General features: G+C 45.0%; 11 protein-coding genes. 2 read left to right on the plus strand and 9 right to left on the minus strand.

Annotated features, from left to right (window positions below):
• Positions 1 to 73: 73 nt before the first annotated feature.
• The 8 genes from metE to HMPREF0833_RS05725 all read right to left on the minus strand — a co-directional run bounded on the left by metE (position 74) and on the right by HMPREF0833_RS05725 (position 11,435).
• Positions 74 to 2,323 carry a 5-methyltetrahydropteroyltriglutamate--homocysteine S-methyltransferase gene (gene metE / locus HMPREF0833_RS05690; protein WP_041818363.1) on the minus strand — a complete coding sequence of 750 codons (2,250 nt, stop codon included), beginning with the start codon at positions 2,321 to 2,323 and terminating at the stop codon, positions 74 to 76.
• Positions 2,324 to 3,079: 756 nt separating this feature from the next.
• Positions 3,080 to 4,687 carry an alpha-glucosidase gene (locus tag HMPREF0833_RS05695; RefSeq protein WP_013904121.1) on the minus strand — a complete coding sequence of 536 codons (1,608 nt, stop codon included), beginning with the start codon at positions 4,685 to 4,687 and terminating at the stop codon, positions 3,080 to 3,082.
• A gap of 68 nt (positions 4,688 to 4,755) precedes the next feature.
• Complete coding sequence (locus tag HMPREF0833_RS05700) at positions 4,756 to 6,987, minus strand: glycoside hydrolase family 31 protein (RefSeq protein WP_013904122.1); 2,232 nt, start codon at positions 6,985 to 6,987, stop codon at positions 4,756 to 4,758.
• 147 nt (positions 6,988 to 7,134) lie between these two features.
• Positions 7,135 to 7,893: a CPBP family intramembrane glutamic endopeptidase gene (locus tag HMPREF0833_RS05705; RefSeq protein ID WP_013904123.1), complete on the minus strand. Its 759-nt coding sequence runs from the start codon at positions 7,891 to 7,893 to the stop codon at positions 7,135 to 7,137.
• Between the two features lie 122 nt (positions 7,894 to 8,015).
• Positions 8,016 to 8,681, minus strand: a complete 666-nt coding sequence (locus tag HMPREF0833_RS05710) for a potassium channel family protein (RefSeq protein ID WP_003008667.1) — start codon at positions 8,679 to 8,681, stop codon at positions 8,016 to 8,018.
• A gap of 9 nt (positions 8,682 to 8,690) precedes the next feature.
• A complete protein-coding gene (locus HMPREF0833_RS05715) occupies positions 8,691 to 10,073 on the minus strand; it encodes a TrkH family potassium uptake protein (RefSeq protein ID WP_013904124.1) in 1,383 nt (460 codons plus the stop codon).
• Between the two features lie 31 nt (positions 10,074 to 10,104).
• Complete coding sequence (locus HMPREF0833_RS05720; RefSeq protein WP_013904125.1) at positions 10,105 to 10,869, minus strand: nucleoside phosphorylase; 765 nt, start codon at positions 10,867 to 10,869, stop codon at positions 10,105 to 10,107.
• Positions 10,866 to 11,435, minus strand: a complete 570-nt coding sequence (locus HMPREF0833_RS05725) for a sugar O-acetyltransferase (protein ID WP_013904126.1) — start codon at positions 11,433 to 11,435, stop codon at positions 10,866 to 10,868. The genes HMPREF0833_RS05720 and HMPREF0833_RS05725 overlap by 4 nt, the downstream gene beginning before the upstream one ends.
• 177 nt (positions 11,436 to 11,612) lie before the next feature.
• Here HMPREF0833_RS05725 and HMPREF0833_RS05730 point away from each other — a divergent pair, with 177 nt between their 5' ends.
• Positions 11,613 to 12,356, plus strand: coding sequence for a DeoR/GlpR family DNA-binding transcription regulator (locus HMPREF0833_RS05730; RefSeq protein WP_013904127.1), 744 nt, complete (start codon positions 11,613 to 11,615; stop codon positions 12,354 to 12,356).
• A 12-nt stretch (positions 12,357 to 12,368) separates the two neighbouring features.
• Positions 12,369 to 13,178, plus strand: a complete 810-nt coding sequence (locus tag HMPREF0833_RS05735; RefSeq protein WP_013904128.1) for a Cof-type HAD-IIB family hydrolase — start codon at positions 12,369 to 12,371, stop codon at positions 13,176 to 13,178.
• Positions 13,179 to 13,525: 347 nt separating this feature from the next.
• On the opposite strand, the gene HMPREF0833_RS05740 is transcribed toward HMPREF0833_RS05735, so the two are convergent.
• Positions 13,526 to 14,386, minus strand: coding sequence for an alpha/beta hydrolase (locus HMPREF0833_RS05740; RefSeq protein WP_013904129.1), 861 nt, complete (start codon positions 14,384 to 14,386; stop codon positions 13,526 to 13,528).
• Positions 14,387 to 14,451 lie beyond the last annotated feature (65 nt).

Consider the following 14,451-nt stretch of genomic DNA (forward strand, 5'->3'; position numbering starts at 1 on the left):
GAGCCACTATTTCTAGGATAAGGGATGAGTCGAAAACCCTCTACACGATGATAGAAGGTCCTCGAAGCATTTCTTACAAGTGTTCACGCGCTTCTTTAGCGGCATTAACCAGCTTGATCAAGCTTTCTTTTGTTTCTTTAATTCCGCGAGTCTTCAAACCACAGTCAGGGTTGATCCAAACTTTGCCACTTGGTACTTTAGCCAAGATTGCTTCGATAGTGTGATCAATTTCACCGTCTTGTGGGACACGTGGTGAGTGGATATCGTAAACCCCAGGTCCAACTTCTGTTTGGAAGTTTTTCGCTTTCAACTCATCCAAGATTTCAAGGTTTGAACGGCTTGCTTCAAATGAGATAACGTCCGCATCCAAGTTATCGATCGCTGGGATGATATCTGTAAATTCTGAGTAACACATGTGAGTGTGGATTTGTGTGTCTGGGGCTACTGTTGAGTGTACCAAACGGAAGGCTGGAATCGCCCAATCAAGATAGTCTTCGTACCAGTCGCTACGACGAAGTGGCAATTTTTCACGAAGAGCAGCTTCGTCGATTTGGATGATTTTCACGCCTGCCGCTTCAAGGTCAAGAACTTCATCCTTGATTGCAAGAGCAATTTGAAGAGTAGAATCCTTGATAGAGATATCTTCACGTGGGAATGACCAGTTAAGGATGGTAACAGGTCCAGTCAACATCCCTTTAACCGGTTTGTCTGTACGGCTTTGTGCGTAGCTAGACCATTTCACAGTGATTGGGTTAAGACGAGTCACATCACCCCAGATGATTGGTGGTTTCACCCCACGCATACCGTATGATTGTACCCAACCATTCTTAGAGAAGAGGTAACCAGACAAGTTTTGACCGAAGTACTCAACCATGTCGTTTCGTTCAAACTCACCGTGTACAAGTACGTCAAATCCAACTTCTTCTTGCCATTTGATCCATTCGTCAATCGTTTCAGCAAGGAAGGCATCGTATTCTTCTTGTGTTAATTCACCCTTACGGAAGGCCAAACGTTTAGCACGAACTTCCTTAGTTTGAGGGAATGAACCAATGGTAGTTGTTGGAAGTGCTGGAAGCTTGAAGGCTTCTTTTTGGATTTCTTCCCGTTCTGCAAAGGCTGGCAAACGAGTGTAGTCTGCTTCTGTCAAGGCTGCGATACGAGCATGAAGTTCAGCATTTGCTCCGACACGTTCAGTTGCAAAGAGTTCTTTGTTGGCAGTAAGAGCTGCTTCACCTTGACCGTTGCGGATAGCATCCAAGTCACGAAGTTCTTCCAATTTTTCAACTGCAAAAGCAAAGTGGTTCAAGATAGCTGGTTCAAAGTCTTCATTAGCAGTTGTAAATGGCACATGAAGAAGGGAGCAAGAAGTCGTCAAGACAATCTTTTCAGCTGGAACTTGATCCAAGATTTCCAAGCTCTTTTCATAGTTGTTGCGCCAGATGTTTTTCCCATTCACAATACCAGCATAAAGGGTCTTATCAGCTGGGAAGCCACCTTTCACTAATTCAAGTGTTTTCTTCCCTTCAACAAAGTCAAGACCGATACCATCTACTGGCAAGTTTATAAGGTCATTGTAGACATCACGAACATCACCAAAGTAAGTTTGGATCAAGACTTCAAGGCCTTTCTTGTCAGCCAAGAGTTTGTTGTAGAGGTTCAAGAAAAGAGCCTTTTCTTCAGCTGACAAATCTTTGACAAGAGCTGGCTCATCGAGTTGAATACGAGTCGCACCAAGCTCAGCCAATTTGGCAAAGACTTCTTGGTAAGCAACAACCAAGCTGTCTACGAAGTCTTCAGCTTTCACACCATCTTCAAAGTCAGATAATTGAAGGAAAGTGAATGGTCCAACCACTACCGGACGAGTGTTGATCCCCAATTCTTTGGCTTCTTGGTACTCATCAAAAATCTTGTGACCAGCCAATTTCACTTCTGTTGTTTTTTCAAATTTAGGAACGATGTAATGGTAGTTGGTGTTGAACCATTTTTTCATTGGAAGGGCACGGACATCCCCTTTTTCACCTTGGTAACCACGCGCCAAAGCGAAGTATTGTTCAAGGTCTGTCAAATCCAAGTTTTGAACAGATGCAGGCACGACGTTGAAAAGGAAGGCTGCATCAAGGAAATTGTCGTAGTGTGAGAAGTCATTTGAAGGAATCTCTGAGATGCCTTGTTCTTTAACAATGTTCCAGTGTTTTGCACGCAAGTCTTTAGCAGCTGCCAAGAGCTCGTCTGCTGAGATTTCTTTTCTAAAGTATTTTTCAGTTGTAAATTTTAATTCACGGAATTCACCCAAACGTGGGAAACCGATAATTGTAGTTGACATGTTGTGTCCTCCAAAAATTCTAATTGACACTATCATATCAGAAGATAGGAATCTTGTATAATTGCTTTTACACGAATTTTGATATAGTCAAAAACTATAACACAGATTTAATGGGCCTTGAGACCAGAGATCAAAAGCAAAAACTAGGACTTCTTATAAAGATTTCCTATAGCCCAAGCATCCCCCAAACCATTTTTGAGCGGTTTTTGAGCGGATTGCACTAGAAGAACAGTCCTTAAAAAGTAAAGCAGGCCTTCTCTACTGAGAAAGACCTGTGCAAGCATAAACAAACTGCTTCTGTTTACAAATCTAAGAAATTCTATAAAAATGTATTCGTTAAAATGATTCTATTATCTACTGAAACTTTCCGCCGTGAGAAAAGTGCTAGAAACACTTTTGTTTCTAGCACTCGGGAGTTTTGAGAGTAAAACAGTTTGGGAAACTGTTTTAGCCTGAGCTCAGAAATTAAAGAGCGAAGGGGCTCAATACGAATTGAACACGGGCTGCAGATTGTGTCAAAAAGATAAGTTTTCCTAGAATCAAAAGATTCTGCGTCAAACTTCCTATTTTGACTTTATCCGCAGACGCCCTTAGTATCTTGATTTAGTCATGGAACTTCTTCGAAGTTCGCTGACGTCCGTACTCACCTAAGGAAAGTTTTTTAGATGACTTCGTCCTCATTCTGACAGGCCTTCTCTATTGAGAAAGACCTGCTTCTACGAGGAAGTAATTTCCTCTATTTTTTCATTTGCTTCATTAGGCTAATTTGACACAGAAGGCATCCCAAGGGGCTAACTTGCCTGATTCGAGGACTTGTTCGACCTTGGTATTGGCAATGAGAACCTCTTCAACCCCATTGACGAGTGGCAACTCTTGCTCTTGACTGGAGAGATTGACAACCACCAAATATGCTTGCTCTCCTTCTACCCGCTTGTAGGCAAAAACCTTGTCTGCTGCGTCCACCAATTCATAATCAGCAGTCACAAGCCAAGGGTACTCCTTTCTCAAAGCAATGAGGGCTTGGTAGGTATAGAAAATAGAGTCTGGATCTGCTAGGGCAGCCTCCACATTGATCTCTTTGTAGTTTGGGTTGACCGCAAGCCATGGACGACCTGTCGTAAAGCCGGCTTCTGCTTCATCATTCCACTGCATCGGTGTCCGGGCATTGTCCCGACCAATATGGCGGATTTGATCCATGATCACTTCGAGCGGCACGCCTTTTTCTAAGGCTTCATGAGCATAGTTGATCGACTCAATATCTTCTACGTCCTCAAGGGTCTTAAATGGATAGTTGGTCATCCCGATTTCTTCCCCTTGATAGATATAAGGAGTTCCCTTCATCAAGTGAAGCAGAATCGCTAAAGCCTTGGCAGATTTGACACGATAGTCCCCATCATCCCCCCAAGTTGACACAATCCGTGGCAAATCGTGGTTGTTCCAAAAGAGGGAATTCCAGCCCTCCTCTTCTCCTAATTCCGTCTGCCACTTGGTGAAAATTTCTTTCAATTTTGGTACATCCAATTCCTTCGCGTAGTGCCACTTTGGTTGACCCGGTTGGTATTGAAGGCCGATGTGTTCAAATTGGAAAACCATGGACAATTCTTGATTTTTTGGATTGGAGTATTGCTTGGCAATCTCTGGAGTCGCCCCCCAAGTTTCACCCACTGTAAGCAGATCCTTATCACCAAAGGTCGCTTGATTCATTTCCTTCAAGTAAGGATGGAGCATGGGACCATTGCTGATGATTTCCTGATCTGGAATCTTACCGATCATATCGATCACATCCATACGGAAGCCACCAATTCCCTTGTCAATCCAGAAATTCATCATGTCATAGATGTGATGACGGAGCACCTCATTTTCCCAGTTAAGGTCTGGTTGCTTCTTACTAAAGTTATGCAGATAGTATTGGCCTGAAGCTTCATCGAACTCCCAAGCAGAGCCACTAAAAGCAGAAATAATGCCATTGGGTTCATCGCGCCAAATATAGAAATCCCGCTTTGGACTGTCTGGATGTTCACGCGCCTCGATAAACCAAGCATGCTCATCAGAGGTATGGTTGACCACCAAGTCCATGATAATTTTGATCTTGCGTTTCTGACCTTCTGCGATCAATTCTTCCATATCTTCCATGGTACCAAAGATGGAGGCAATATCCTCGTAATCCGAGATGTCATAGCCGTTATCATCCATGGGACTCTTGTAAACTGGTGAGAGCCAGATGGCTGTAATCCCTAGATTTTCCAGATAGTCTAGCTTGCTCGTGATCCCCTTGAGATCCCCGATGCCATCGCCATTACTATCCTTGAAACTTTTTGGATAAACTTGGTAAATTACGGCATTATGCCACCATTTTTGTTCCATTTTTTCTTCTCCTTCATGATTGTGAAATCACTTTCATCATACAAAAATAGGGGTGAAATTGCAAGAATTTACAAGTCTTCATTCTCTTCACTGGAATAAATCACTTCAAAGAGACGTTGGCGCAAGCCTTCCTCCAAAGGCGTGATGACCTTCATCAACTGTTTCCAATCCTTGGCTCTTGAACAGGCCGCAAATAAATCATTTTTCCTATCGTAGGCCAGGTTGGCAGATTTTAAGAGCTCAAACATCCGATCTTCTTTGGCAATCGGACGCGATTGCAGCTCACCCATCGCAATTTCTTGACTTTGATTGTCCACTATGATAGGGTCCGTCTCAAAGGTATGGAGCAAGAAACGGTGCTGTCTCTTTTCAGGAAGCAGCGCTAGATCACCTGATAGATCCAGCCTAATCTTTCTTTCATCCCAATCGACTGTTAGGCGGGTTTCAACCTTGCCAGCTCCTTCTCCTTCAACGAGTACGAAGGAACGATTGTCACCTGGGAAGAGATGCCAGTCTAGCATTTCTGGAAGGTCCACTCCTGTCTGTGGTTGTGCATCCATAGGGATGATGGCTCCTGCACGTGCAAAGACTGGAATATCCTGGCTGGTCCTAAAGACCGTGAGCTTGCCTCTTCCTTCATACTTCCAATCATGGAAGAAATCGTACCAAACGCCGTCTGGGAACCAAACACTCACAGAAGCACTATGAAAGACAGGATCCAGCGCTTCGGTAATTGGCGCCACCATGAGTTCACTGCCAAAGAAATATTGATTTTTCGCTTCATAAGCCTCTTCTTCATTTGGGTAGTGGTAATAGAGGGGTTGAACCAAGGGCAGCCCTTCTTCGTGCGTTGCCACATTCATGGTGTAGAGATAAGGCAGTAAGCTATGGCGCAGGCGCAAATACTGCTTCATCAAGCGACAGGTCTCAGGAGAGTAAAACCACGGTTCCTTGCTGTTAAAGGCATTACAAGAACTATGAAGACGATTGATCGGGCTAAAAACCCCAAACTGCAACCAGCGAAGAGCCAAGTCTTCATCATAGTAGCCCCGCATATGGCCACCGATATCGTGACTCCACCAGGTGTAGCCGATATTGGAAGCTGTGCTGGTAAAATAGGGTTGAAAGGCTAGGGATTCCCAAGTCACAATAGTGTCCCCTGAAAAACCAATCGGATACCGATGGCTGCCGGGACCCCCATATCGTGATAAGATGAGACCAGCTTGGCCTGTTCGGCAATTATCTACATAATGATAGTGATTTAACAACCAAAGGGGATCCATCTTGCCATGACTACCTTGCTGCCAATCAATCCACCAAAAGTCCACTCCTTGATCTTCCAAAGGATGGTGGACATCTTCGAAATAAGCTTCGCGAAAGGCTGGACTGTAAAAGTCAAAGCCAGCCGCTTCTTCTTTTTCCGCATCCAGTCCCAAGCGTTTTGCGACCATGGGATAAGCATCTTCGAAAGCGCGAATTCCATCTGCCGGATGGACATTTAAGGTCACCTTTAAACCACGCTCATGCAGGCCATTTAAGAAGGTAGCTGGATCAGGAATCAAATCCCGGTTCCAACTATAGCCAGTCCAACCACTTCCAAAGCGAGCAGGAATCGCCGTCTTGTGCCAGTCCATATCGATCACACTGACTGCAAGAGGCACTCCTTCTGCTTTGAAACGATCCATCAAATCTGTATACTCCTGACTGGTATAAGGCCAATAGCGGCTCCACCAGTTTCCCAGAGCATAACGTGGCAAGAGGGGTGGCTGTCCTGTCAGATGGTAAAAATCTTTCAAGGCACCTAGATAATCGCGCCCATAACCGAAGAAATACAAATCCACTTCTGGATAGGGCCGTGCTCTAAACCCGCTTTCGTCATCATACAAGTAGGAAGCGGAATCGTCTAAAAGAGCATAACCGGCCTTGCTCAAGATCCCATCTTGCAACTCCATAGCCCCATCGACCTCGTCAAGCGTCCGACTGGTCCCCTTTAAGGTCTCCGGCTGATCTCCATAATGCCACCGGCTCCCATAGACTGCATACTGACCCTTGAGTTCGATAAAAAGCCGATCCGGGGCAAAAGGTCCCTTTTCAAAATGGAGGTGGAGATGCTCTGTATGAAGATCGAGGACCTCTTCTGTCTCTATAACCTCGCAGGCAACAGGTCCAAAATCTCGATTTTGTACAACTTGCGTCTGACCATCTTCAAAAACACCATCCTCTGAGTATTCCAAGCGCACCAAGGATTCCGTTAATACGGAGATCCGATAGTTTTCTCCCTTTATCACTGGTCCTGCCATTTATTTTTCCTCCTCTTTTTATAGGGCATCTGACTCGCCCTCTTTTCATCTGCTTCGCCTCACAAAGTAAGCGCTTACGATTTTACTATAGCACTCAAAAAAAGGCCTGTCAACACTTGACAGAGCCTTTCCTAAAATTTTATAAGATCAACTCCCCCAATTGATCAAGAGATACATGAGACTCGAGCCAAACATATCTGCCAAGGCATGCATGAGGAAAAATGGCAAGAGATTCTTGACGACTTTCTTGTACATGAAGTAATAAAAGAGTCCATAAATGACGCCAATCACAAAGGCCCAGAGAAGCCCTTGATAGGTGTGGAAGGAAAAGCGGATCAGGGTTGAAAAGGCCAGCGCCTTCCACTTGTTCTTCTCACTTACCGAAGTCATTAAGCCCAAAAAGAAAAATTCTTCATAAAATCCATTGAGTAAGCCATAAGCAATCGCCATGGGACTCAAAGCCATGAACTTATGGAGGATCTGCATAGGATCGATAAAAGGCCAAAGACTCGGACTTAGGTAATTGTATTCACCCGAAACCGTTGAGATTACATCCCCAAAAAGTCCCATCGCTGCAAAGAGCAGGGGCACCCAGATCAAGGTGGACCACTTGAAGCGGATTGGCAATTGTTTAAAATCAAAGCGACGGAGCAACAAGTAAAGAAGAGCTAGAGTCAGCAAGATCAACTGCAAGGTCATATTGCTGGAATAAGCAGCCCCTTCACTTGCAGTATTGCTACTGCTTGTGGCTACTGCAGTCTGCGCGACTGGCTGAAAACTGGCTAAAAACAGCTGGGTCGAGCGGACAATGAATTGCCCAAAGAGAATGACCGTCACAATGCCAATATCAAACCATTTGAGCTCTTTTAAGGGCTGTTTGGGTCGTATTCTGTTAAAAAATGTCATCTTTCATCCTTCTATTCCCACAATGGAAGTATTTTTGTTTCTCTTACTTTAGCAATCAATGCTTAAAGAAGAGTTAACCTAGAGAAGAAAAAAACGACCTTTGGGCCGTTTCCATTACACTATTAGTCTAACAAATCTTGGATTCTATCTAAATATTGGTTGTCTGTCACTGCCATCACGCGCACCCCTTCAGGCCAGATAAAGTCGGGACCAATCTGAATATGAAGCGGTTGGTCTTCCGCATCTCGATAGCCGATAATATTGAGATGGTACTCCTCTCTGACAGCCAAGTCCTGAAGGCTTTTTCCTACCCAGCTAGCTGGAACCGTAAACTCAGCCACCACCACTGCTTCATCCAACTGGAAGACTTCAATCCCGTGTTGGAAGAGGATCATCTTAGCGAGGGACATCCCCGCTTCTACCTCTGGTAGGATGACCAAATCAGCTCCAATCTTCTCAAGGACTTCCTTGGTCACTTCATTCTTGACCTTGGCAATGACGTGCTCGACGCCAAGTGCCTTACAGTGCATGACCGCCAGGACACTTGATTCCAAGTTTTCTCCCGTCGCAATGACGACTGTGTCACAGTTCCCAATATCTGCCGCATCCAAGAGGTCCATTTCCGTAATGTCTCCAACAATCCCAGTTGTAATCATAGATTCATACTGGTTGATCACATCTTCATGATCGTCAATTGCAATGATATCCACATCCTGGTCCTGCAGGGTTTTTAAGACACTCTGTCCAAAAATCCCTAATCCCAGAATTCCAATGGTTCGATTTGCCATAAGTCTCTCCTATCCGATAATGATGTCTGCCTTGGCATATTGCAAGGCATCTGCCTTTTTGGCCTTGTAATTGTTCAAGCTGACCATAAGGGTCAAGGGGCCGATCCGCCCAATAAACATGAGCAGCATGATGATGCCCAGCCCTGCTCCATTTAAGGTCGAGGTCACATTAGCCGTCACGCCCACTGTCGCTAAAGCCGATACCACCTCAAAGACCAAGTACAGAAAACGTTGACCATCCGGAGTCACGAGACAAAGACCAAAGAGTCCAAGGAGAAAAGTCAACTGGAAAATCACTGCCGTCCCCAAAGAGCGTTGGACCAAGTCTGGAGCGATGGTGCGCTTACCCAGGTTGGTATGTGGCAAGCCGAGCAACTCTTTGCGCGCTAAGAGAATCAGCACCAAGAAGGTGGTGATCTTCATCCCTCCTGCTGTCCCACCTGGTGCCCCACCTAGGAACATCTGGAGGATATAGACAAAGAGTGTCACAGGTCGGACTGCTGTATAATCCAGTGAGGCAAAGCCAGCCGTCCGCATACTGACCGTTTGGAAAAAGCTGACCAAGATCTTCTCTCCCAATGGCAGGGACCCAATCGTTGCCGGATTATTAAACTCGGTCAAGAGGCTGGTTACTGTCCCAAAGAGGAGAATCGCAGCTGTTAACCAGAGAACCACCTTGGTATGAAAGCGAAGAGTCCGTCGTCCTGATTGGTTACGGGCCTTGGTAGCTAGGTCAAACCAGACCATGAAGCCCAAGCCCCCAGTAATGATCAGAGCAGATAAGGTCAGATTGACCAACCAATCGGTCTGGAAACTCATCATACTATCGCCCCCAAAATTATCAAAGCCCGCATTACAAAAGGCGGAAACCGCAACAAAGATGGAGTTGAAGATCCCATGACCCCAGCCAAAGCGAGGAATAAAGCGAGTCATGAGAAGCAAGGCCCCGACACCTTCGATGGTAAAGGTGGTAATAAAGATGGAGCGGACAAAACGGGCCAAACTTTGGTTATTGCTAAAACTAAAGCTATCCCGAATGGTCTGCCGGTCCTTGTAACTGAGCTTTTGTCGGCTCTCCATAAAGAAGAGACCGATAAAGGTCAAAATACCTAGGCCTCCGATCTGGATCAAAAGCATACAGATCAATTGCCCCCAGCCATTATAGGTCGAAGCCACCGACTGGGTAAAGAGCCCTGTCACACAGACCATGGAAACCGCTGTAAAAAGATGGTCGATATAGCCTGCTGTTGAGCTTGCTTGCTGGACAAAGGGCAGACTCAGTAAGAGCGAGCCGATCAAGATGACTAAGGCAAAACTGAGAAAGATCCGCCTTGCTGGAGACAGGCCTTTAATCTTGGACTGCCATTGTTTAAAAAATGATTTGACTAACATAGCTTCATTGTATCATAAAAGTGGATTGGACTCACAAGTGATGAACCATTTCTAGGCATAATTCTAAGGCCTTCTCGAAAGCTTCTGAACCCCAGTCACGCTGGTCATAATTTTCCAGGTCTGCAAGCGAATCTGCCGTAAATAGGAGCAAGCCCCAAACCGCCCCACGAAGTTGGGCCACTGCAGCAAGGGAGGCACACTCCATCTCCACCACACTACACCCTTCTTCGATGCGATAGGCCACCTTGTCAGGTGTTTCCCTATAAAAACCGTCGGTCGACCAGGTCATGACCTCTTGATAAGGAATGGACTCTTGTTTGAGAACTGTTTCAATAGCAGTCAGGGCACGACCGTCCACCTCTATATAACGGGAGGGCGCGACATAATGGTAACTGGCTCCCTCATCTCGCAAGGCCTTGGTCGGGATTAAAAAAGCATTTTCTTCTATATCCACCAAGACCCCACAGCTACCTGCCGATATAATCTTCTTCACTCCATAGCCAATCAACCAATCCATGAATTGAGCAGCAGCTGCAGAGCCAACTGGTGCTTGCGCCAAGCAGATTTCCTCTCCTTGGTGCTCCATGACATAGACCGGATAGGTCTTGGTAGCTGAGACAAAGCTAGCTACTTGTTTGGCTCCGACAGTTTCCGCAAAGCGCTCAATCTCATCTTCCAAGAAAGCATAGATGCATTTTTCAGGTAGGTGCAGATCGAGTCCCTCATGAGTCGGCATAATGACTGCTTGCGGATTGTCATCAAACTCTAAAATGGGTATTTCATGTCGATGGATCATTCCTTCTCCTTTTTGACGGGTATTTCTTTGATGACACGGGCTGGATTTCCTGCAAGGACCACATTGTCTCCAAAGGACTTGGTGACCACTGCTCCTGCGCCAGCAACCACATTGTCACCCAGCGTCACACCAGGAAGAATGGTGACACCTCCTCCTGCCCAGAAGTTGTCTCCTATCGTAATCGGCGCCCCGTATTCGAGACCAGAATTGCGCTCATCTGGATCCAGTGGGTGCAAGGGCGTCAAAAATTGGCAATTGGGACCAATCATGGCATTATTGCCGATCGTAATGGGACAAATGTCCAACATGGTCAAATTGTAATTGGCATAGAAATTTTCTCCCAGATGGATATTGACCCCATAATCTACAAGAACCTGTCGATTAAGATAGAGGTTTTCACCGGTTGATCCAAACCACTCTTTGATGATGGATGCCCCTTTTTTGGGATCCACCTCTTGGTTAAAGGCCTCTTGTTTCTCCCGAGAGGCTTGGGCTAAAGCCCGTAATTCAGGGTCCGCAGGTCTATAATAGTCACCCGCAATCATTTTTTCATATTCACTGGCCATAAGGAAACCTCCACGTTATTTTGACATATTATAGCAGAATTCCCCCTTTAAAACAAACGTCAGTAATAAGGTTTTCTAAGAAAAAGATCACAAGCACTTAAATACACTTAAGAAAACTTGCACCCGCTTACAAAATGATGTACAATAAAGACAAGAACAGCAAGAAGGAGCGAATTCATGTACCAGGAACAACGGCTCGAAAAAATCCTAGAACTTTTAGAAGAGCGAAAACAGCTATCCGCTAAAGAAATGGTCGATTATTTCAAGGTCTCAAAAGATACTATCCGCAGAGACTTTGCCCTTCTGAGCCAACGCCAGCTAGTCCGTAGGACCCATGGTGGACTTCTCCCCTTAAACAAAGAACCCGTCCCTTCTTACCTAGACCGCAGTCAGAAAGCCAACAAGGAAAAGACTGCCATGGCTCAAAAGGCCCTGCAATTGATCCAAAATGGACAAGTGATTTTTCTCGACGTTTCCACCTCGATGACCCTGCTTGCTGGCATGCTGAAGAAGGAAGTCACGGTCTATTCGCATTCCCTTGACAATGCCATCCAGCTCAGTAGCCATTCCCAGGTTGACGTTCATCTCTTAGGCGGGAAATTCTACCCTAAAAACCGCTTCTACTATGACGCGAATCAAGCACACATACTGGACAATCTTCGCTTTGATCTTGCTTTTTTTGGAGCGAGTAGCTTAGCCAATGGCGAAGTCACCTTTGAGGATGCTGAAGACGTTGCAGTCAAGTCTCTCGTTTTTGAACGGACTCGTACCAAGGTGCTGGTGGCAGAAAGTGCCAAGTTCCACCAACATGCCAACTACTATCTCGCTCGACTCCAGCAATTTGACTATTGGATTACCGATCAAAAACCAAGTCCTGACATCCTTAAACAAATCGGCAGTGAAACCACTATTCTCTATTAGGAGGTCCTCATTATGTCTCACATTCGTCTCATCATCAGCGATATCGATGGCACCATCTTAAATGACCACCATCAGATCGATCCACAGTTGGCAGCATTGATTCCGGATTTAAAACGCGAAACCATTCCTTTCGTACTGGCCTCTGCTCGCTCTCCAAAAGGGATGGCTCCCATTGCCAGAGAACTCGGTATAGAAGACTGCCCCATGGCTTGCTACAATGGTGCCTTGATCCAAAAGGGAGAGCAGGTTCTTTTCGAGCATCCTTTGGACAAGACGGAAGCCCGGAACTTTATCGACTGGGCCAACCAACACTTTCCTCAGGTTTCGATCAACCTCTATAGTGGAAAAGACTGGATGACCGACCGCCTTGACCAATGGAGTCATGAGGAGGCCCGGATTACAGGGGAAAAACCTCTCATTCTTCCCCTATTAGATCCTTTGCTGGATCCGACAAAGCCCCTTCACAAATTGCTCTTAATCGGGGAGCCAGAAGAGATCCAAACTCTCTATCGCACTATTTCTGCCGACGACTTCCCTTCTACCGCCTTTTATCTCTCCAAAGCCAACTACCTAGAAGTCACAGCTAAGAACGTTTCCAAAGAAGATGCTCTGATTGAGCTCGCCAACTACTACCACTTGAACTTAGAAGAAGTCCTCACCATGGGAGACAACTTCAACGACCTCCCTATGCTCAAAAAAGCAGGCATCGGGGTCGCTATGGGCAACGCTCCACAAGAAGTGAAAGAGGGAGCAGCAGTCGTGACAAAGACCAACAATGAAAACGGGGCTGGACAAGCGGTTGAAACCTATGTGTTGATTTAGAAACATAAATAAAGTGATCAACTAATATTTTTTTGCTATTTAAAGTATGAGATATTTACTAACTAAAAAAATTCTAGTAGATTTAAGATTCTACTAGAATTTTTCATTATCTGACATCAAGCATAGACTCGCCTTCGTCCATATCCTTGTACGATGGGGACAGCTCTTGACTTTTCAAATAAATACCTTGGGTTTCAATTTTTCTCATTACTTTTCAAAATCTGATAAATGACCGTATTTTTCATCTAAACCACGGCTGAACCACCGGCCGTTTAGAACTTGAGAAATGAGAACTTCTTTTCTTTCCTGACTAATACTACTGTCAGATGCAATTTCTTCTAATAAACTTATTTACCCCACAAGAAAGCAATCATCGGCTCATCAACTAAAGCTGTTTCATGAAGTTTACTGTGTTGGCCATCAGGACCTGTGATTTCCTTTTCTTGATAGGATTTGACATGTCCTTTAAGCAGGTAGCCCAAAGATTGACTAGACAAATTGGTCACGCGCTCATCATTTCCTTTATCTGTATTGCCATAGATGTTAAGAACTTCAACCTGATCTTGAGGGTAGTGATTTCCAAGAGACAAGAGCTCTTGATAGGACTCTGTCATGCTAGATGGTTTTCCTTCGTCATCTAGTGTGATATTTTCCTGTTCATCCATACCTATGATTCCGTTAAAGTGACCAGCAATATCCACTTGTTTGACCAATTTAGGTAGTCTCGTATCACTGCCGTGTTGGAGCATATAGTAGACGATGGCCGTATTCCCGTATGAGTGAGCAACCATATTCATCTCCGTAATTCCATAAGTATCTTGGAGAGCCTTGACAACAGCGTAGGCATAGTTGCCCTGATCCTGAGTGCTAGCTCCTCGATTATTGTCAAAATTGACTAGGACAATCGGATTGACAGCATCTTTAGGAATGGTTCCTTTTAGAGTGACTGTCCCATCCTCAGCTACCTTAGCTTCGATGATGGTTTGAGTAACTCCAGCTTTTTTAGCCGCATTAGCCATATGTCTTTCTACACGACTACTCGAACCCCAACCATGAAAAAAGATGGTCGGACGGCTTGATTGGATATATGTTTTTCTTGCTTCTGCTTTTACGGTCTGCGCTTGGTTTTGATGTAGTAAATACCAACCACCAGCACAAACAAGGGCAAACATTGCTAAAAGACTGAAAAGTAACGTTTTTTTCTTCATAAATACCTTTCTGATTGGCTTTTTGTAGGAGTTAGATGATCCTAAACTCTTTAACTAGCAAAGCT

Source organism: Streptococcus parasanguinis ATCC 15912 (genome assembly GCF_000164675.2).
Lineage (GTDB): Bacteria > Bacillota > Bacilli > Lactobacillales > Streptococcaceae > Streptococcus > Streptococcus parasanguinis.